At 53.4% G+C, this 17,238-nt stretch carries 17 protein-coding genes; 9 read left to right on the forward strand and 8 right to left on the reverse strand.

The features are described 5' to 3' along the window. From dnaE to tilS, 5 genes are all read left to right on the forward strand, one after another. Positions 1-3,052, forward strand: a 3,052-nt coding sequence (dnaE, locus tag KQJ18_RS13550; RefSeq protein WP_216422120.1) for a DNA polymerase III subunit alpha, incomplete at its 5' end; no start/stop codon positions are given. 12 nt (positions 3,053-3,064) lie between these two features. Then, the gene (accA, locus tag KQJ18_RS13555) at positions 3,065-4,024 is read left to right on the forward strand and encodes an acetyl-CoA carboxylase carboxyl transferase subunit alpha (protein ID WP_038637427.1); all 960 of its coding nucleotides are present in this window, start codon (positions 3,065-3,067) and stop codon (positions 4,022-4,024) included. Between the two features lie 99 nt (positions 4,025-4,123). After that, positions 4,124-6,262, forward strand: a complete 2,139-nt coding sequence (gene ldcC / locus KQJ18_RS13560) for a lysine decarboxylase LdcC (RefSeq protein WP_038637430.1) — start codon at positions 4,124-4,126, stop codon at positions 6,260-6,262. 66 nt (positions 6,263-6,328) lie between these two features. After that, positions 6,329-6,718, forward strand: coding sequence for a VOC family protein (locus tag KQJ18_RS13565; RefSeq protein ID WP_069324020.1), 390 nt, complete (start codon positions 6,329-6,331; stop codon positions 6,716-6,718). Between the two features lie 61 nt (positions 6,719-6,779). Further along, the gene (gene tilS / locus KQJ18_RS13570; RefSeq protein ID WP_137346853.1) at positions 6,780-8,072 is read left to right on the forward strand and encodes a tRNA lysidine(34) synthetase TilS; all 1,293 of its coding nucleotides are present in this window, start codon (positions 6,780-6,782) and stop codon (positions 8,070-8,072) included. 83 nt (positions 8,073-8,155) lie between these two features. Here the strand turns inward: tilS and rof are convergent, their stop codons facing one another. Next, positions 8,156-8,416, reverse strand: coding sequence for a Rho-binding antiterminator (gene rof, locus KQJ18_RS13575; protein WP_003018503.1), 261 nt, complete (start codon positions 8,414-8,416; stop codon positions 8,156-8,158). Next, entirely contained in the window at positions 8,403-8,603 is a 201-nt protein-coding gene (locus KQJ18_RS13580; protein ID WP_024132476.1) for a YaeP family protein, read from the reverse strand. The genes rof and KQJ18_RS13580 overlap by 14 nt, the downstream gene beginning before the upstream one ends. A gap of 189 nt (positions 8,604-8,792) precedes the next feature. Here KQJ18_RS13580 and KQJ18_RS13585 point away from each other — a divergent pair, with 189 nt between their 5' ends. From KQJ18_RS13585 to nlpE, 3 genes are read left to right on the forward strand one after another with little or no spacing between them, the layout of a single operon-like run. After that, positions 8,793-9,338 (forward strand): YaeQ family protein, encoded by a 546-nt coding sequence (locus tag KQJ18_RS13585; RefSeq protein WP_038637444.1) that lies wholly within the window; start codon positions 8,793-8,795, stop codon positions 9,336-9,338. Then, positions 9,335-9,757, forward strand: coding sequence for an alternative ribosome rescue aminoacyl-tRNA hydrolase ArfB (gene arfB, locus KQJ18_RS13590; protein ID WP_216422121.1), 423 nt, complete (start codon positions 9,335-9,337; stop codon positions 9,755-9,757). The genes KQJ18_RS13585 and arfB overlap by 4 nt, the downstream gene beginning before the upstream one ends. Before the next feature lie 30 nt (positions 9,758-9,787). Next, the gene (nlpE, locus tag KQJ18_RS13595; protein WP_087857695.1) at positions 9,788-10,486 is read left to right on the forward strand and encodes an envelope stress response activation lipoprotein NlpE; all 699 of its coding nucleotides are present in this window, start codon (positions 9,788-9,790) and stop codon (positions 10,484-10,486) included. Positions 10,487-10,529: 43 nt separating this feature from the next. Here the strand turns inward: nlpE and proS are convergent, their stop codons facing one another. The 6 genes from proS to metN form a co-directional block, all read right to left on the reverse strand. Beyond that, positions 10,530-12,248 carry a proline--tRNA ligase gene (proS, locus tag KQJ18_RS13600; protein ID WP_038637453.1) on the reverse strand — a complete coding sequence of 573 codons (1,719 nt, stop codon included), beginning with the start codon at positions 12,246-12,248 and terminating at the stop codon, positions 10,530-10,532. Positions 12,249-12,361: 113 nt separating this feature from the next. Next, entirely contained in the window at positions 12,362-13,069 is a 708-nt protein-coding gene (gene tsaA, locus KQJ18_RS13605) for a tRNA (N6-threonylcarbamoyladenosine(37)-N6)-methyltransferase TrmO (RefSeq protein ID WP_216422122.1), read from the reverse strand. After that, entirely contained in the window at positions 13,066-13,470 is a 405-nt protein-coding gene (rcsF, locus tag KQJ18_RS13610; protein ID WP_016151780.1) for an Rcs stress response system protein RcsF, read from the reverse strand. The genes tsaA and rcsF overlap by 4 nt, the downstream gene beginning before the upstream one ends. A 116-nt stretch (positions 13,471-13,586) precedes the next feature. After that, positions 13,587-14,402 carry a methionine ABC transporter substrate-binding lipoprotein MetQ gene (gene metQ, locus KQJ18_RS13615; protein WP_006686809.1) on the reverse strand — a complete coding sequence of 272 codons (816 nt, stop codon included), beginning with the start codon at positions 14,400-14,402 and terminating at the stop codon, positions 13,587-13,589. Between the two features lie 44 nt (positions 14,403-14,446). Then, positions 14,447-15,100 carry a methionine ABC transporter permease MetI gene (locus KQJ18_RS13620; protein WP_006686810.1) on the reverse strand — a complete coding sequence of 218 codons (654 nt, stop codon included), beginning with the start codon at positions 15,098-15,100 and terminating at the stop codon, positions 14,447-14,449. Continuing rightward, a complete protein-coding gene (gene metN / locus KQJ18_RS13625) occupies positions 15,093-16,124 on the reverse strand; it encodes a methionine ABC transporter ATP-binding protein MetN (protein ID WP_038637459.1) in 1,032 nt (343 codons plus the stop codon). Before metN ends, KQJ18_RS13620 begins: the two co-directional genes overlap by 8 nt. Before the next feature lie 189 nt (positions 16,125-16,313). On the opposite strand from metN, the gene gmhB reads away from it, so the two are divergent. After that, positions 16,314-16,880, forward strand: coding sequence for a D-glycero-beta-D-manno-heptose 1,7-bisphosphate 7-phosphatase (gmhB, locus tag KQJ18_RS13630; protein ID WP_038637462.1), 567 nt, complete (start codon positions 16,314-16,316; stop codon positions 16,878-16,880). Positions 16,881-17,238 lie beyond the last annotated feature (358 nt).

Raw genomic sequence — 17,238 nt, forward strand, 5'->3', positions numbered from 1 at the left:
GCGCGGTAATAGCGCCCTGGTTGACGAATGCGTGGCGTTTTACGAAGCGCATTTTCCCAATAGCTACTTCCTTGAGCTGATCCGTACCGGCAGACAAGATGAAGAAAACTATCTGCATGCCGCGGTAGAACTGGCCGAAAGGCGTGGTTTGCCGGTGGTGGCGACCAACGATGTTCGCTTCCTGGAAACCGGCGATTTCGACGCGCATGAAATCCGTGTGGCGATCCACGACGGGTTCACCCTTGATGACCCTAAACGCCCGCGTAACTACTCCGCGCAGCAGTATATGCGCAGCGAAGACGAGATGTGCGAGCTGTTCTCCGATATCCCGGAGGCGCTGCAAAACACCGTCGAAATTGCCAAACGCTGTAACGTCACGGTGCGTTTGGGTGAGTATTTCTTGCCACAGTTCCCGACCGGCGATATGACCACCGAGGATTTCCTCGTGGCGAAGTCGAAAGAGGGGCTGGAACAGCGACTGGAGTTCCTGTTCCCGGATCCGGAAGAGCGCGCCAGGCGCCGTCCGGAATATGATGAACGTCTGGATGTTGAGCTACAGGTTATCAACCAGATGGGGTTCCCGGGCTACTTCCTGATCGTTATGGAATTTATCCAGTGGTCGAAGGATAACGGCGTACCAGTCGGCCCGGGACGTGGTTCCGGCGCAGGCTCGCTGGTGGCCTATGCGCTAAAAATTACCGACCTGGATCCGCTGGAATTTGACCTGCTGTTCGAACGTTTCCTGAACCCGGAACGTGTCTCAATGCCCGACTTCGACGTTGACTTCTGTATGGAGAAACGCGACCAGGTTATTGAACACGTGGCGGATATGTACGGTCGTGATGCGGTTTCGCAGATTATTACTTTCGGTACGATGGCGGCAAAAGCGGTTATCCGAGACGTGGGCCGCGTGCTGGGGCACCCGTACGGCTTCGTGGATCGTATTTCGAAACTGGTGCCGCCCGATCCGGGCATGACGCTGGCGAAAGCCTTCGAAGCTGAACCGCAACTGCCGGAAATCTATGAGGCAGATGAAGAGGTTAAAGCGCTGATCGATATGGCGCGTAAGCTGGAAGGCGTCACGCGTAACGCCGGCAAGCACGCCGGTGGCGTGGTTATCGCTCCGACCAAAATTACCGATTTTGCGCCGCTATACTGCGATGAGCAGGGGCTGCACCCGGTTACTCAGTTTGATAAGAACGACGTGGAATACGCCGGCCTGGTGAAGTTCGACTTCCTGGGGCTGCGTACGCTGACCATCATCAACTGGGCGCTGGAGATGATCAACGCCCGCCGTGAAAAGAACGGCGAGCCGCCGCTGGATATCGCGGCCATTCCGCTTGACGATAAGAAAAGCTTCGACATGCTGCAACGCTCGGAAACCACCGCGGTATTCCAGCTTGAATCCCGCGGCATGAAGGATCTGATCAAACGTCTGCAGCCTGACTGCTTCGAAGATATGATCGCACTGGTGGCCTTGTTCCGCCCGGGCCCGCTACAGTCGGGGATGGTAGATAACTTTATCGACCGTAAGCATGGTCGCGAAGAGATTTCCTATCCGGACGTACAATGGCAGCATGAGTGTCTGAAGCCGGTACTGGAGCCAACCTACGGCATTATCCTGTATCAGGAACAGGTTATGCAGATTGCCCAGGAGCTGTCTGGTTACACGCTTGGCGGCGCGGATATGCTGCGTCGTGCGATGGGTAAGAAAAAGCCGGAAGAAATGGCCAAACAGCGCGGCACCTTTGAAGAAGGGGCGAAAAAGCGCGGCGTCGACGGCGAACTGGCGATGAAAATCTTTGACCTGGTGGAGAAATTCGCCGGTTACGGATTTAACAAATCACACTCCGCCGCCTATGCGCTGGTCTCTTACCAGACGCTATGGTTGAAGGCGCATTACCCGGCCGAGTTTATGGCGGCGGTAATGACGGCCGATATGGATAACACCGAGAAAGTGGTCGGGCTGGTGGATGAATGCTGGCGCATGGGGTTAAAAATCCTGCCGCCAGACATTAACTCCGGGCTTTACCATTTCCACGTTAACGATGATGGCGAGATTGTTTATGGCATCGGCGCGATAAAAGGCGTGGGTGAAGGGCCAATTGAAGCTATTATTGAGGCGCGCAACGAAGGCGGTTACTTCCGCGAGCTGTTTGATCTCTGTGCGCGTACGGATATCAAAAAACTCAATCGCCGGGTGCTGGAAAAACTGATTATGTCCGGGGCGTTTGACCGCCTTGGCCCACACCGCGCGGCGTTGATGAATTCGTTGAATGATGCGCTAAAAGCCGCCGATCAGCATGCGAAAGCCGAGGCTATTGGCCAGGCTGATATGTTTGGCGTGCTGGCGGAAGAACCCGAACAAATTGAACAGTCTTATGCCAACTGTACACCGTGGCCTGAGCAGGTAGTATTAGACGGTGAGCGTGAAACGTTAGGGCTTTACCTGACGGGACACCCTATCAACCAGTATTTGAAAGAAATTGAGCGCTATGTTGGAGGCCACAGGCTGAAAGACATGCATCCGACAGAACGTGGTAAAGTCACCACGGCTGCGGGGCTCGTCATTGCCGCGCGGGTAATGGTCACCAAGCGCGGCAATCGTATCGGCATCTGTACACTGGATGACCGTTCCGGGCGTCTGGAAGTTATGTTGTTTACCGATGCCCTGGATAAATACCAGCAATTGCTGGAAAAAGACCGCATACTTATCGTCAGCGGACAGGTCAGCTTTGATGACTTCAGCGGCGGGCTTAAAATGATGGCCCGTGAAGTCATGGATATTGACGAAGCCCGGGAAAAATATGCTCGCGGGCTTGCTATCTCGCTGACGGACAGGCAAATTGATGACCAGCTTTTAAACCGACTCCGTCAGTCTCTGGAACCCCACCGCTCGGGGACAATTCCAGTACATCTCTACTATCAGAGGGCGGATGCACGTGCGCGGTTGCGTTTTGGCGCGACGTGGCGTGTCTCTCCGAGCGATCGTTTGCTAAACGATCTCCGCGGCCTTATTGGTTCGGAGCAGGTGGAACTGGAGTTTGACTAATACAGGAATACTATGAGTCTGAATTTCCTTGATTTTGAACAGCCGATTGCAGAGCTGGAAGCAAAAATCGATTCTCTGACTGCGGTTAGCCGTCAGGATGAGAAACTGGATATTAACATCGATGAAGAAGTGCATCGTCTGCGTGAAAAAAGCGTAGAACTGACGCGTAAAATCTTCGCCGATCTTGGCGCATGGCAGGTAGCCCAACTGGCACGCCATCCACAGCGTCCGTACACCCTGGATTATGTCCGCCTGGCGTTTGATGAATTTGATGAGCTGGCGGGCGATCGTGCCTATGCGGATGACAAAGCTATCGTCGGCGGTATTGCGCGTCTGGATGGTCGTCCGGTGATGATCATTGGTCATCAGAAAGGCCGTGAGACCAAAGAAAAAATTCGTCGTAATTTCGGCATGCCCGCGCCAGAAGGCTATCGCAAAGCGCTGCGTCTGATGGAAATGGCAGAACGTTTCAACATGCCGATCATTACCTTCATCGACACCCCAGGGGCTTACCCGGGTGTGGGCGCGGAAGAACGTGGTCAGTCTGAAGCGATCGCGCGCAACCTGCGTGAAATGTCGCGTCTGAGCGTACCGGTCATCTGCACCGTTATCGGTGAAGGTGGTTCCGGCGGCGCGCTGGCGATCGGCGTAGGCGATAAAGTGAATATGCTGCAATACAGCACCTATTCCGTTATCTCCCCGGAAGGTTGTGCCTCCATTCTGTGGAAAAGCGCTGATAAAGCGCCGCTGGCCGCTGAAGCGATGGGCATTATCGCGCCGCGTCTGAAAGAGCTGAAGCTTATCGACTCTATCATTCCTGAACCGCTGGGTGGCGCGCACCGTAACCCGGAAGCCATGGCGGCGTCACTGAAAGCGCAACTGCTGGCCGATCTCGCCGATCTTGATGTGTTAGGTAAAGAAGATCTGAAAAACCGTCGCTACCAGCGTCTGATGAGCTACGGCTACGCATAAGCTACATTAATTCTGAAAAGGGCCACAATGCTGTGGCCCTTTTTTTTACCTGCAGTTTGACCAGGCTATGCTTAACTGAGGTTTTTCCAGGAGGAACGCATGAATATCATTGCCATCATGGGACCGCATGGCGTCTTTTATAAAGATGAGCCCATCAAGGAACTTGAGCGTGCGCTACAACAGCAGGGGTTTCAGATTATCTGGCCGCAGAATAGCGTTGACCTGCTGAAGTTTATCGAACATAACCCGCGAATTTGCGGCGTCATTTTTGACTGGGATGAATACAGTCTGGATCTGTGCAGTGACATCAACCAGCTCAACGAATATCTTCCGCTTTACGCCTTTATTAATACCCATTCAACGATGGATGTCAGCGCTCACGACCTGCGCATGGCGCTGTGGTTTTTTGAGTATGCGCTGGGCCAGTCTGAAGACATTGCCACCCGCATCCGCCAGTACACCAGCGAATATCTGGATAACATTACGCCCCCTTTCACCAAAGCGCTGTTTACCTATGTGAAGGAAGGAAAGTATACCTTTTGCACGCCCGGTCATATGGCGGGAACGGCGTACCAGAAAAGCCCGGTCGGCTGCCTGTTCTATGATTTCTTTGGCGGTAATACGCTGAAAGCCGATGTCTCCATTTCAGTGACCGAGCTGGGCTCGCTGCTGGATCATACCGGCCCGCACCTGGAAGCGGAGGAGTATATCGCGCGCACTTTTGGCGCCGAGCAGAGCTATATGGTGACCAACGGCACGTCCACCTCCAATAAAATTGTTGGTATGTACGCCGCACCCACGGGCAGTACGCTGTTGATTGACCGCAACTGTCATAAGTCGTTGGCACATTTGCTGATGATGAGCGATGTGGTGCCAATCTGGTTGAAGCCGACGCGTAATGCGTTGGGTATTCTGGGCGGTATCCCCCGAAGGGAATTTAGCCGGGCAAGCATCGAAAGCAAGGTAGAGGAGACCCCCCAGGCGCAATGGCCGGTGCATGCGGTGATCACCAACTCTACCTATGACGGCCTGCTGTATAACACCAACTGGATCAAACAAACGCTGGATGTGCCCTCTATCCATTTTGATTCAGCCTGGGTGCCATATACCCATTTTCATCCGATCTATCAGGGGAAAAGCGGGATGAGCGGTGAGCGCGTGCCGGGGAAGGTGATTTTTGAAACCCAGTCCACCCACAAGATGCTGGCGGCGTTGTCACAGGCTTCTTTGATCCACATTAAGGGCGATTACGACGAAGACACCTTTAACGAAGCCTTTATGATGCACACATCCACTTCGCCGAGTTACCCGATTGTTGCCTCGATAGAAACCGCAGCGGCAATGCTGCGTGGCAATTCCGGTAAGCGGTTAATCAATCGTTCGGTGGAGCGGGCGCTGCATTTTCGTAAAGAAGTGCAGCGGTTGCGTGAAGAGTCGGATGGCTGGTTTTTTGATATCTGGCAACCAGAAAGGGTGGATGAAGCAGAATGCTGGCCGGTAGCGCCCGGTGAAGACTGGCACGGATTTATCGATGCTGACGCCGACCACATGTTTCTTGACCCGGTAAAAGTCACTATTCTGACGCCGGGGATGGATGAACAGGGAAATATGAGTGAAGAGGGGATTCCTGCCGCGCTGGTGGCGAAATTCCTTGATGAACGCGGCGTGGTTGTCGAGAAAACGGGACCGTATAATCTGTTGTTCCTGTTCAGCATCGGCATTGATAAAACCCGGGCGATGGGCCTGCTGCGCGGACTGACGGAATTTAAGCGTTCGTACGATCTGAATTTACGCGTGAAAAACATGCTGCCGGATCTGTATGCTGAAGATCCTGATTTTTATCGTAATATGCGCATTCAGGATCTGGCGCAGGGGATCCATAGGCTTATTCGCCAGCACGATCTTTCCGGGCTGATGCTGCGGGCATTTGATACCTTACCGGAAATGAAAATGACGCCGCATCAGGCCTGGCAACGGCAGATCAAAGGTGAGGTTGAAACGGTAGCGCTCGATCAACTGGTGGGGCGCGTTTCCGCCAATATGATCCTGCCTTACCCTCCCGGCGTACCGCTCTTGATGCCTGGTGAAATGATCACGGAAAAAAGCCGGGCTGTACTCGATTTCCTGCTGATGCTGTGCTCCGTGGGCCATCATTATCCTGGATTTGAAACCGATATCCATGGCGCTAAACTGGGTGAGGATGGCGTGTATCGTGTGAGAGTCTTAAAAATGGCATAACGACTTGCCTGAACCCATTGAGCGCGAGTAACGTGCTGAAAGAACAAACGAAAGAGGCAAAACGCTATGCTGGGATTAAAACAGGTTCACCATATTGCCATTATTGCGACGGACTACGCGGCGAGTAAGGCATTTTACTGCGATGTGTTGGGCTTCACCCTGATGAGCGAAGCCTACCGGGAAGAGCGAGACTCCTGGAAAGGCGATCTGGCATTGAACGGTCAGTATGTGATTGAGCTCTTTTCTTTCCCATTTCCACCTTGCCGCCCCAGCCGACCGGAAGCCTGTGGTTTACGTCATCTGGCGTTCAGTGTGGATGACGTAGAGAAAGCGATCGCGCATCTGGAAGCGCGCGATGTGAAGTGCGAGCCGATACGCATTGATCCGTTCACCGGCAAACGCTTCACGTTTTTTAACGATCCCGACGGATTACCGCTCGAACTGTATGAGCTGTAAGGCTTGTCATTATGGCGTTAGCCCGGTAACGTGCCGGGCAATGCCATTGTAAGTAACCATCATGACAACACTCACGCTGAACACTTCACTGCTGAATTCTCAATCGATTCTGGTCGCCTTTAGCGGCGGGCTGGACTCCACCGTGCTGCTGCATCAGTTAGTGCTGTGGCGAGCACAGCACCCTGAGGTTACGTTGCGCGCAATCCATATTCATCATGGATTAAGTCCCCACGCGGACAACTGGGTGCAGCACTGTGAATCGATATGCGCGCAGTGGCAGGTGCCGCTGGTGGTTGAACGGGTCCGTCTGGAGGATGATGGTCTGGGGATAGAAGCTCAGGCGCGGCGGGCGCGCTATCACGCATTTGCACAGACGTTGCTGCCGGGCGAGGTACTGATGACCGCCCAGCATCTGGACGACCAGTGCGAAACTTTTCTGCTGGCCCTTAAACGTGGCAGTGGTCCTGCCGGGCTGTCCGCCATGGGAGAAAGCTCGCCGTTCGCCGGGACCCGGCTGATCCGACCGCTGCTGGCGCAAACGCGAGAGGCGCTGGAAGGGTGGGCGCGACAGCACCAATTATGTTGGATTGAGGATGAAAGTAATCAGGATGATACCTACGATCGCAATTTCCTCAGATTGCGCGTTACTCCCTTGCTGCAACAGCGTTGGCCGCACTTCGCGCAAGCCACGGCCCGCAGCGCCGCGCTGTGCGCCGAGCAGGAGAGCTTACTGGATGAACTGCTTGCCAGCGATTTAGCCGACTGCGTCACGGCCCAGGGCACACTTTTACTGGCGCCGCTAATGACGATGAGCGGTGTACGGCGTGCCGCCCTGCTTCGCCGCTGGCTGGCAGGATTAACTGCGCCAATGCCTTCCCGTGACGCTCTGGAACGTATCTGGCAGGAAGTCGCGCTGGCGCGGGAAGATGCTTCCCCCTGTTTTCGCCTTGGAGAGTTCGACATTCGTCGTTATCAGTCACAGCTGTGGTGGGTGAAATCGGTCGATGGGCAAAGCGAAACCGTCATCCCGTGGACATGCCGGGAAACGCCGTTGACGCTGCCTGCCGGGTTAGGCTCGGTGCAGCTCATCCCTGCTGGCGAATTGCGTATGCCGCAGGCAGATGAAGCCGTCAGCATTCGGTTTAGAGCGCCAGGCGTATTACATATTGTCGGGCGTAACGGTGGACGTAAATTAAAGAAAATCTGGCAGGAGCAGGGGATCCCGCCCTGGCGACGAGATACCACGCCGCTGTTGTTTTACGGCGAAACGCTGATTGCGGCTGCGGGTGTTTTTGTGACGCGTGAGGGAGCAGCAGAAGATAAAGAAGGGGTGAGTCTGGTTTGGCATGCCTGATGGCGATGCGCTTATCCGACCTACATATCGCATGGAAAGTAGGCCGGATAAGGTGCTTGCACCGCCATCCGGCAACAAAAGAATCAGGATTCGCTGACGACCACGGTACCGATTTGCGGGTGGCTGAAGCTGGCAATTTTATCGAGGCGAAGCTCCCGGGTTTCACCTGCGACATCTGCGACCAGATATTCCACGTTTTTGCGTGAAACCAGATCGTTTGCTTTCGCTTGTAAAACTTCGCCATCTTTTAACGCCAACGTCAGTAACAAATGGTGCTGGCAGGCGAGTTCAAGATTGTCGTAATCATCACAGTTGATGGGTTGATACGTTTCATTCATTGACATAATCGCTCACCAGTAAGTTCGCGGCAGCATAGGCCGCTTTTTCCCTGACCGACTCTGAAAGGGCGCTGTCTGCCGCCATTTCATTAAGCACCTTCAATACGCAACCCAGCGCATCCGGGACATACCCTAAGTCTCCGCTGGCGATTTCCGCGTACCGCTTGCGTATTAACTCACAATATTTTTCCACATGCCCTCCTGTCAGCACTCTGACTTAACCGTGGATGCAAGTCTAAGCCTACGAAGATAAACTCTGTTTAGCAAGGTGACTATACCATACTCATTCAGGCAATATCAGCGGCCTTGATAGAGGTGCTGTTAGCAGCCTTTTGCCGCAGTTTTCGCTACAATGAGCGCCTGATTCGAAAGGAGTTCTCAAATGGCGCTTAAAGCGACAATCTATAAAGCTGTAGTCAATGTGGCGGATCTCGACCGCAACCAGTTCCTTGACGCAGCCTTGACGCTGGCGCGTCACCCTTCAGAAACCCAGGAGCGCATGATGCTGCGACTGCTGGCGTGGATTAAATATGCCGATGAACGCCTGCAGTTCACACGTGGCCTGAGCGCGGAAGATGAACCGGAAGCCTGGCTGCGAAACGACCATCTGGGCATTGATTTATGGATTGAACTCGGCCTGCCGGATGAGCGTCGTATTAAGAAAGCCTGCACTCAGTCTGCTGAGGTGGCCCTGTTTACCTACAACAGCCGTGCGGCCCAGATCTGGTGGCAACAAAACCAGAGTAAGTGCGCGCAGTTTAAAAATCTTACCGTGTGGTATCTGGATGACGAACAGCTGGCGCAACTGAGTGAATTTGCTGGTCGCACCATGGCGCTGCAGGCGACGATTCAGGATGGCGCTATCTGGTTGTCCGATTCTCAGAACAATCTGGAAATTCATCTGACCGCGTGGCAGCAGGGTTCATGATAGTCATCTCCCGAAACATCTCTATCCCTGATAATGAGCTGGAAATCACGGCGATTCGGGCGCAGGGCGCGGGTGGTCAGCACGTTAACAAGACCTCGACAGCCATCCATTTGCGCTTTGACATTCGGGCCTCTGGCCTGCCAGAGTATTATAAGGAACGCCTGCTGGCCGCCAGCCATCATCTGATTAGCGGCGATGGCGTTATTATCATTAAGGCGCAGGAATACCGTAGCCAGGAGCTAAACCGGGAAGCGGCAATATCCCGGCTGGTGGCGGTGATCAAAGAATTAACCGCAGTGCAAAAAAGCCGACAGGCAACGCGTCCTACGCGTGCTTCGAAAGAGCGTAGGTTGTCATCGAAGGCGCAAAAATCCACAGTGAAGTCACTGCGCGGGAGAGTTCGTCGAACGCAAGACTGACGAGCAGGAATAAAAATTTATAAGGAATTGATAGTGAAAACAGCAATATTGTCCGTCGTCGCTGCATGCACGCTTTTTTCCTTGATCGGCTGTAACAACCGTACTGAAGTCGAAGTACTACAGCCGACACGGGCGGCAGAATTAAAACCGATGCAGCAAAGCTGGCGAGGCATCCTGCCTTGCGCGGACTGCGAAGGGATTGAAACTTCTCTGTTCCTCGAAAAAGACGGAACATGGGTGATGAACGAACGTTATCAGGGGGTGAGGGATGAACCGTCGTCCTTTGCCTCTTATGGAACATGGGCGCGCACTGCGGATAAGCTGGTGCTGACCGACAGTAAAGGTGAAAAGTCGTACTATCGTGCTAAAGGCGAAGCGCTGGAAATGCTCGATCGTGAAGGTAATCCGATTGAGTCGCAGTTCAACTACACCCTTCAGCCCGTTTCCGCTAGCTTACCGGTGACGCCTATGCCGATGCGGGGCATGTACTTCTATATGGCTGACGCAGCTATCTTTACCGACTGCGCAACGGGTAAACGGATGCCGGTGGCGAATAACGCCCAGCTTGAGCGTGACTATTTAGCCGCGCGCGCGGAAAACGGGCAATCCGTATTGCTGACGCTGGAAGCGCATTTTACACTGGAGGCGAACCCGGACACTGGCGAGAAAGTGAAAACGCTGATGGCGGATAAAGATGCGAAATTTATCCCCGGTAAAGGATGTAATTAATTGATGAAAAAAAGGCCCTGATTATCAGGGCCTTTTGCTGATATTAGCCTTTAATGGCTTTTACCAGGTAGTCGACGATGTCGCCCGTTTTAATCAACTGCTTCTCGCCGTTACGACGGTATTTGTATTCGATATCGTCGTTGTCGAGGTTACGGTCGCCCAGCACGATAGTGTGCGGAATACCGATCAGTTCCATATCGGCAAACATCACGCCCGGACGCTCTTTACGGTCGTCCATCAGCACTTCAATGCCCTGCGCGCGCAGCTCTGCGTACAGCTTTTCAGCCAGTTCCTGCACGCGGTAGGACTTATGCATGTTCATCGGCAGAATCGCGACCTGGAACGGGGCAATGGCGTCTGGCCATACGATACCGCGATCGTCATAGTTCTGTTCGATAGCTGCAGCAACCACGCGAGTGACCCCGATACCGTAGCAACCCATGGTCAGGATCTGGTTACGGCCATCTTCGCCCTGAACGGCGGCTTTCATCGCTTCAGAGTACTTGGTGCCCAGCTGGAAGATGTGACCCACTTCGATGCCGCGTTTAATCAGCAGCGTACCCTGGCCATCCGGACTCGGGTCGCCAGCGACCACATTACGAATGTCCGCAACTTCCGGGGTGGCAACATCACGATCCCAGTTGATACCGAAATAGTGCTTACCGTCGATGTTCGCGCCCGCAGCGAAATCGCTCATCACGGCAACGGTACGGTCGATAACGACCGGAATTGGCATGTTCACCGGACCCAGAGAACCCGGACCCGCTTTCACCAATGCGCGAATCTCTTCTTCGGTGGCGAAGGTCAGCGGGCTGGCAACCTGCGGCAGTTTTTCCGCTTTGACTTCGTTCAGCTCGTGATCGCCGCGAACCAGCAGGGCAATCAGCGGAGACTTGCTGCCTTCAACCGCTTTCACCAGCAGGGTTTTTACGGTTTTCTCGATCGGCAGGTTGAACTGCTCAACCAGCTCGGCGATGGTTTTGGCGTTTGGCGTATCGACCAGCGTCATCTCCTGCGTTGCTGCCGCACGCGGCTCTTTTGGCGCAACGGCTTCGGCAAACTCGATATTCGCTGCATAATCGGAGGTGTCGGAGAAGATCACATCGTCTTCGCCGCTCTGCGCCAGCACCTGGAATTCGTGAGAGGCGCTACCGCCGATAGAACCGGTATCCGCTTGTACCGCACGGAAATCGAGACCCATACGGCTGAAGATCTTGCTGTACGCCGCGTACATCGCGTCGTAGGTCTCCTGCAGGGATTCCTGAGAGGTATGGAAAGAGTAGGCATCTTTCATCAGGAATTCGCGGGAACGCATCACGCCGAAGCGCGGACGAACTTCGTCACGGAATTTAGTCTGGATCTGGTAGAAGTTCAGCGGCAACTGTTTGTAAGAGCTTAGCTCGTTACGAATCAGGTCGGTGATCACTTCTTCATGCGTTGGGCCAAGGACGAACGGGCGATCGCCACGGTCAGCAATACGCAGCAGTTCCGGGCCGTATTGTTCCCAACGGCCACTCTCTTGCCACAGCTCAGAGGGCTGAACGACCGGCATCAACACCTCGATCGCACCGGCGTTGTTCATCTCTTCACGCACGATGTTTTCGACTTTTTTCAGGACGCGCACGCCGGTCGGCAGCCAGGTGTATAACCCGGAGGCCAGCTTGCGGATCATCCCGGCGCGCAGCATCAGCTGATGGCTGATGACTTCGGCGTCGGCAGGTGTCTCCTTCAGAGTGGAGAGCAGATATTGGCTAGTACGCATGTTGTTACGGTTCCAGTTGAACGATCGAACAGGCTCAAGACGAGCCTGGCACAAAACAAAAGTGGTTTAGTTTACCAGCGAGAAAGGGATGTCAAAAGAGTACGCGACGCAAATTAGCGGGCTTCCAGAGCAAAGACCTCAAATCCTGACGGCGTAACGCGCCAGCGGACGTTAAAGTCCAGCAGCCAAACGGCGTAGGTTTTGCCTTCTTCCTCGTTTTTACGGTAGGCAGGACGGGGATCCTGCGCCAGCACTTCGGCAATAAACTGGCGAAGATGCGGATAACGTTTTTCCAGCCCAGCCAGTTGCCCGGCGAGCTCTTCACTGAACGACACATCTACGCTGGCCTGCGGTGCATCCTGAGCATAGCTCGCGCGAGCATCGGGCAGCGATTCGGCAAAGGGCAGATACGGTTTAATATCTACAACCGGCGTACCATCGACAAGATCCAGCCCGCCGAGCTCAAGGATGACGTGCTCTTTGTGGCAGCGGATACCTCGAAGCTCAACCAAAGACATGCCAACAGGGTTAGGACGAAACGTTGAACGCGTGGCGAAGACACCCATTCTGGCGTTGCCGCCAAGACGGGGAGGGCGCACGGTTGGACGCCATCCTCCTTCCATTGTCTGATGAAAAACAAAAATCACCCACAAATGGCTGAAGGCTTCCAGGCCGCGAACAGCTTCGGCCTGGTTATAGGGAGCGAGCAAATGCAGTTCGCCGCTGGCACTTTTCACCAGACCTGGCTGGCGTGGAACGGCGAACTTTTCTTTATAAGGTGAGCGGATAACGCCTATTTGCTCGAACTGAAAATGACTCATTTCGCCGAAATGTTCAGTGCAGAACCAATGCAAACCGCCTGACGATAGCAACCTGGCGTCCCGCTGGTGACTTCGCAACTGTGCAGCAATACCGCATTCGCTTTCATTTTAGAGGCGTTAATCTGCATGCGTTTACGTGCGGTTGGGATGCTCGGAGGGGAATCCTGGTTAGATGCCTGGCAGGATTCGCCGCTGACTTCGCCGAGATCGCGGAACGGTTTACCCACTAAATCTTCGGCGTTAGTAATGATTCTTACCGGCGCCGCGCGCGGTGCTTTTGGTTTTTCCGGCTCCGCTTTTGGCGGGGTAGCGGTGCTTTGAACGGGTTCAACAGGGGATCTGCTTAACATAGAACAGCCGCTCAGCATGAGTGCTACTAAACAGATCGGTAAAGCACGCATAATATTTCCTCAATGAATGATCTAAACGTCAGATATTGAATCAGGTGCTTGCATAAATGACAAGACGGGCAAGCGCCCGTCCTGATGATATTACAGATTCTGGAAACAGCCTAAAATTACCAGCCCTTAACAGCACCGCCGTTGAAGACTTTGTTCGCTGCTTCGTACACTTCGTCAGACTGGTAGGCCTGCACGAATTTCTTCACGTTCTCAGCATCTTTGTTGTCTTCACGGGTCACGATCAGGTTTACGTACGGAGAATCTTTATCTTCAACAAAGATACCGTCTTTTGCCGGGGTCAGGCCAATCTGGCTGGCGTAGGTGGTGTTGATGACCGCCAGGGCGATTTGCGCATCGTCCAGTGAACGCGGCAGCTGCGGCGCTTCCAGTTCAACCAGCTTCAGGTTTTTCGGGTTTTCAATCACGTCCAGCGCGGTCGGCAGCAGGCCAACACCGTCTTTCAGTTTGATTAAGCCCACTTTTTGCAGCAGCAGCAGCGAGCGGCCGAGGTTAGTCGGGTCGTTTGGAATCGCGACCTGAGAACCTTCCTGCAGCTCATCCAGTGATTTGATTTTTTTGGAATAGCCCGCAATCGGGTAAACAAAAGTATTGCCCGCGGCAACCAGCTTGTAACCACGATCTTTAATCTGCTGATCCAGGTACGGTTTGTGCTGGAAGGCGTTAGCATCAATGTCGCCTTTGCTCAGCGCTTCGTTAGGCAGGACGTAATCGTTAAACGTGACCAGCTCAACGTCCAGACCGTATTTTTCTTTTGCCACTTTCTGCGCGACTTCTGCAACCTGTTGCTCTGCGCCAACAATAACGCCCACTTTGATGTGGTTAGGATCTTTTTCATCCTGACCGCAACCCACAAGTGCCAGAGAACCGATCAGGGCTCCAACTGCCGCAAAGGTTTTGAATTTGAACGCCATGCTTATTTCCTTTTCTTAATGAGTTTTTAGTGTTGTGTGCAACGTTATTTGTGCGTGACAACCCGGACGATGCGATCGCCGGATAACTGAATTAAATAAACCAGAACGACGAGCAATACCAGTACTGTATTCATCACGGTAGCGTTGTAGCCAATATAACCGTACTGGTAGCCAATCTGTCCCAGACCACCTGCGCCGACGGCACCGCCCATCGCGGAATAGCCAACCAACGTGATGAGCGTGATGGTGGCGGCATTGACCAGACCCGGCAGCGCTTCTGGCAGTAATACCTTACGTACAATCTGCAACGGCGTGGCGCCCATCGCACGGGAGGCTTCAATCAGCCCGGTCGGGATTTCCAGCAGCGCGTTTTCCACCATACGGGCGATAAACGGCGCGGCGCCGACGGTCAGCGGGACGATAGCGGCCTGCAGCCCAATAGAGGTACCCACAATCATGCGGGTGAAAGGAATCATCCACACCAGCAAAATAATGAATGGGATGGAACGGAAAATATTTACCAGCGCAGAGAGCGTACGGTAAAGCTTAGCGTTCTCAATGATTTGCCCAGGACGCGTAACGTACAGCAATACGCCAACCGGCAGGCCAATGACAAAACCAAAAAAACCGGACACAAAGGTCATTGCCAGCGTTTCCCATACGCCGCGAACCAGCAGCCACATCATCGGCTCAGACATAACCCAGTACCTCTACTTTTACATGGTGTTCCTGCAGCCAGTTAATGGCTGCTTGTGTATCTTCCTGTGTGCCGTGCATTTCAGTCAGCATAATGCCGAACTTCACGCCGCCGGCATAATCCATCTGCGCGCTAATAATGTTGTTATTCACATTGAAGCGACGGGCCGTCTCAGAGAGTAATGGCGCATCGACCGAATGACCGGTGAACTCCATGCGCAGCATTGGCACGCTGTCGGCTTGCGGCTCTGCTTTTAAACGTTCCAGATAATCTTCCGGGATATCCAGATGTAGAGTGGACTGGATAAACTTCTGTGCCAGCGGCGTTTTCGGGTGAGAGAAGACTTCGCTGACGGTGTCCTGTTCAATCAGTTCACCATTGCTGATGACCGCCACGCAGTCACAAATGCGTTTTACAACGTCCATCTCATGGGTAATCAGCAGAATGGTGAGACCCAGACGACGGTTAATGTCTTTCAGCAGTTCCAGAATCGAACGCGTGGTTGCCGGGTCGAGTGCGCTGGTGGCTTCATCGCAGAGCAACACTTTGGGATTACTTGCCAGCGCACGGGCGATCGCCACTCGCTGTTTTTGTCCACCGGAAAGGTTGGCCGGATAGCTATCGTGCTTGTCGCCAAGGCCAACTAAATCCAGCAGTTCTGTTACACGGCGTTTGATCTCTTCCTTTGGCGTGTTATCCAGTTCCAGCGGCAGCGCAACGTTGCCAAACACGGTACGGGAAGAGAGCAGGTTAAAGTGTTGGAAAATCATGCCGATTTGACGGCGAGCTTTGGTCAACTCGGACTCTGAAAGTGTTGTCAGCTCCTGACCGCCGACCTGAACGCTGCCTTCGGTTGGGCGTTCAAGTAAGTTAACGCAGCGGATAAGCGTACTTTTACCGGCACCGGAGGCGCCAATGACGCCGTAAATCTGCCCGGCGGGAACATGCAGGCTGACATTATTTAGCGCCTGAATGGTGCGAGTCCCCTGCTGGAACACTTTGGTGATATTCGAAAGTTTAATCATTGGTTATTTATTATCGTAATTAAGTTAGCCGTGGCATTTTCGTCTGTCTGGGACGGTCAAGGCCGTCAACAAGATGGATGTTAAGGCATCCAGACGTCTAAATCAATCTAGCTTTGCACGATGAGCACTTTCTTGCCCGCCGAAACATGCGATACTAGAGCCACATGCCTTATTCAGGAGCTATAAAAGGTGGCAAAGTCTGTACCCGCAATTTTTCTCGACCGTGACGGCACCATTAATGTGGACCACGGTTACGTACATGAGATTGATGAGTTCGAGTTTATCGACGGCGTTATTGATGCCATGCGTGAACTTAAAAATATGGGTTACGCGCTAATTGTGGTGACGAACCAGTCTGGTATCGCGCGCGGTAAATTTACCGAGGCACAGTTTGAAACGTTGACCGAATGGATGGACTGGTCGCTGGCCGATCGCGACGTTGATCTGGATGGTATCTACTATTGCCCGCACCATCCGCAGGGTACCGTAGAAGAGTATCGTCAGGTCTGCGATTGCCGTAAGCCGCATCCCGGGATGTTGATCTCCGCTCGCGACTTCCTGCACATCGATATGGCTGCTTCTTATATGGTAGGCGACAAAATAGAAGATATGCAGGCGGCAGCAGCGGCGAATGTTGGAACCAAGGTACTGGTGCGCACGGGCAAACCCGTCACGCCGGAAGCAGAAAATGCGGCAGATTTGGTTATAAATAGTCTGGCAGACCTGCCAAAGGCGATAAAAAAGCAGCAAAAGTAAGCGTTGTGGATAAAAGGTGAGCGGTTGGAACAAAAATGCATTTTTCCGCTTGTCTTCCTGAGTCGACTCCCTATAATGCGCCTCCATCGACACGGCGGATGTGAATCACTTCACACAAACAGCCCGGTTGGTTGAAGAGAAAAACCTGAAAATGAGGGTTGACTCTGAAAGAGGAAAGCGTAATATACGCCACCTCGCGACAGAGCGCCAAGGCGCGTCGCAACTGCTCTTTAACAATTTATCAGACAATCTGTGTGGGCACTCGAGGATACGGATTCTTAACGTCGCAAGACGAAAAATGAATACCAAGTCTCTGAGTGAACACGTAATTCATTACGAAGTTTAATTCACGAGCATC

It is taken from the genome of Citrobacter sp. S55_ASV_140, assembly GCF_018919505.1.
Classification (GTDB): domain Bacteria; phylum Pseudomonadota; class Gammaproteobacteria; order Enterobacterales; family Enterobacteriaceae; genus Citrobacter; species Citrobacter werkmanii.

What these genes read in the sequence shown, in the direction of transcription:
- accA (WP_038637427.1), top strand. Translation starts at nt 3,065, where the DNA reads ATGAGTCTGAATTTCCTTGATTTTGAACAGCCGATTGCAGAGCTGGAA.
- ldcC (WP_038637430.1), top strand. Translation starts at nt 4,124, where the DNA reads ATGAATATCATTGCCATCATGGGACCGCATGGCGTCTTTTATAAAGAT.
- KQJ18_RS13565 (WP_069324020.1), top strand. Translation starts at nt 6,329, where the DNA reads ATGCTGGGATTAAAACAGGTTCACCATATTGCCATTATTGCGACGGAC.
- tilS (WP_137346853.1), top strand. Translation starts at nt 6,780, where the DNA reads ATGACAACACTCACGCTGAACACTTCACTGCTGAATTCTCAATCGATT.
- rof (WP_003018503.1), bottom strand. Translation starts at nt 8,416, where the DNA reads ATGTCAATGAATGAAACGTATCAACCCATCAACTGTGATGATTACGAC.
- KQJ18_RS13585 (WP_038637444.1), top strand. Translation starts at nt 8,793, where the DNA reads ATGGCGCTTAAAGCGACAATCTATAAAGCTGTAGTCAATGTGGCGGAT.
- arfB (WP_216422121.1), top strand. Translation starts at nt 9,335, where the DNA reads ATGATAGTCATCTCCCGAAACATCTCTATCCCTGATAATGAGCTGGAA.
- proS (WP_038637453.1), bottom strand. Translation starts at nt 12,248, where the DNA reads ATGCGTACTAGCCAATATCTGCTCTCCACTCTGAAGGAGACACCTGCC.
- tsaA (WP_216422122.1), bottom strand. Translation starts at nt 13,069, where the DNA reads ATGAGTCATTTTCAGTTCGAGCAAATAGGCGTTATCCGCTCACCTTAT.
- rcsF (WP_016151780.1), bottom strand. Translation starts at nt 13,470, where the DNA reads ATGCGTGCTTTACCGATCTGTTTAGTAGCACTCATGCTGAGCGGCTGT.
- metQ (WP_006686809.1), bottom strand. Translation starts at nt 14,402, where the DNA reads ATGGCGTTCAAATTCAAAACCTTTGCGGCAGTTGGAGCCCTGATCGGT.
- KQJ18_RS13620 (WP_006686810.1), bottom strand. Translation starts at nt 15,100, where the DNA reads ATGTCTGAGCCGATGATGTGGCTGCTGGTTCGCGGCGTATGGGAAACG.
- metN (WP_038637459.1), bottom strand. Translation starts at nt 16,124, where the DNA reads ATGATTAAACTTTCGAATATCACCAAAGTGTTCCAGCAGGGGACTCGC.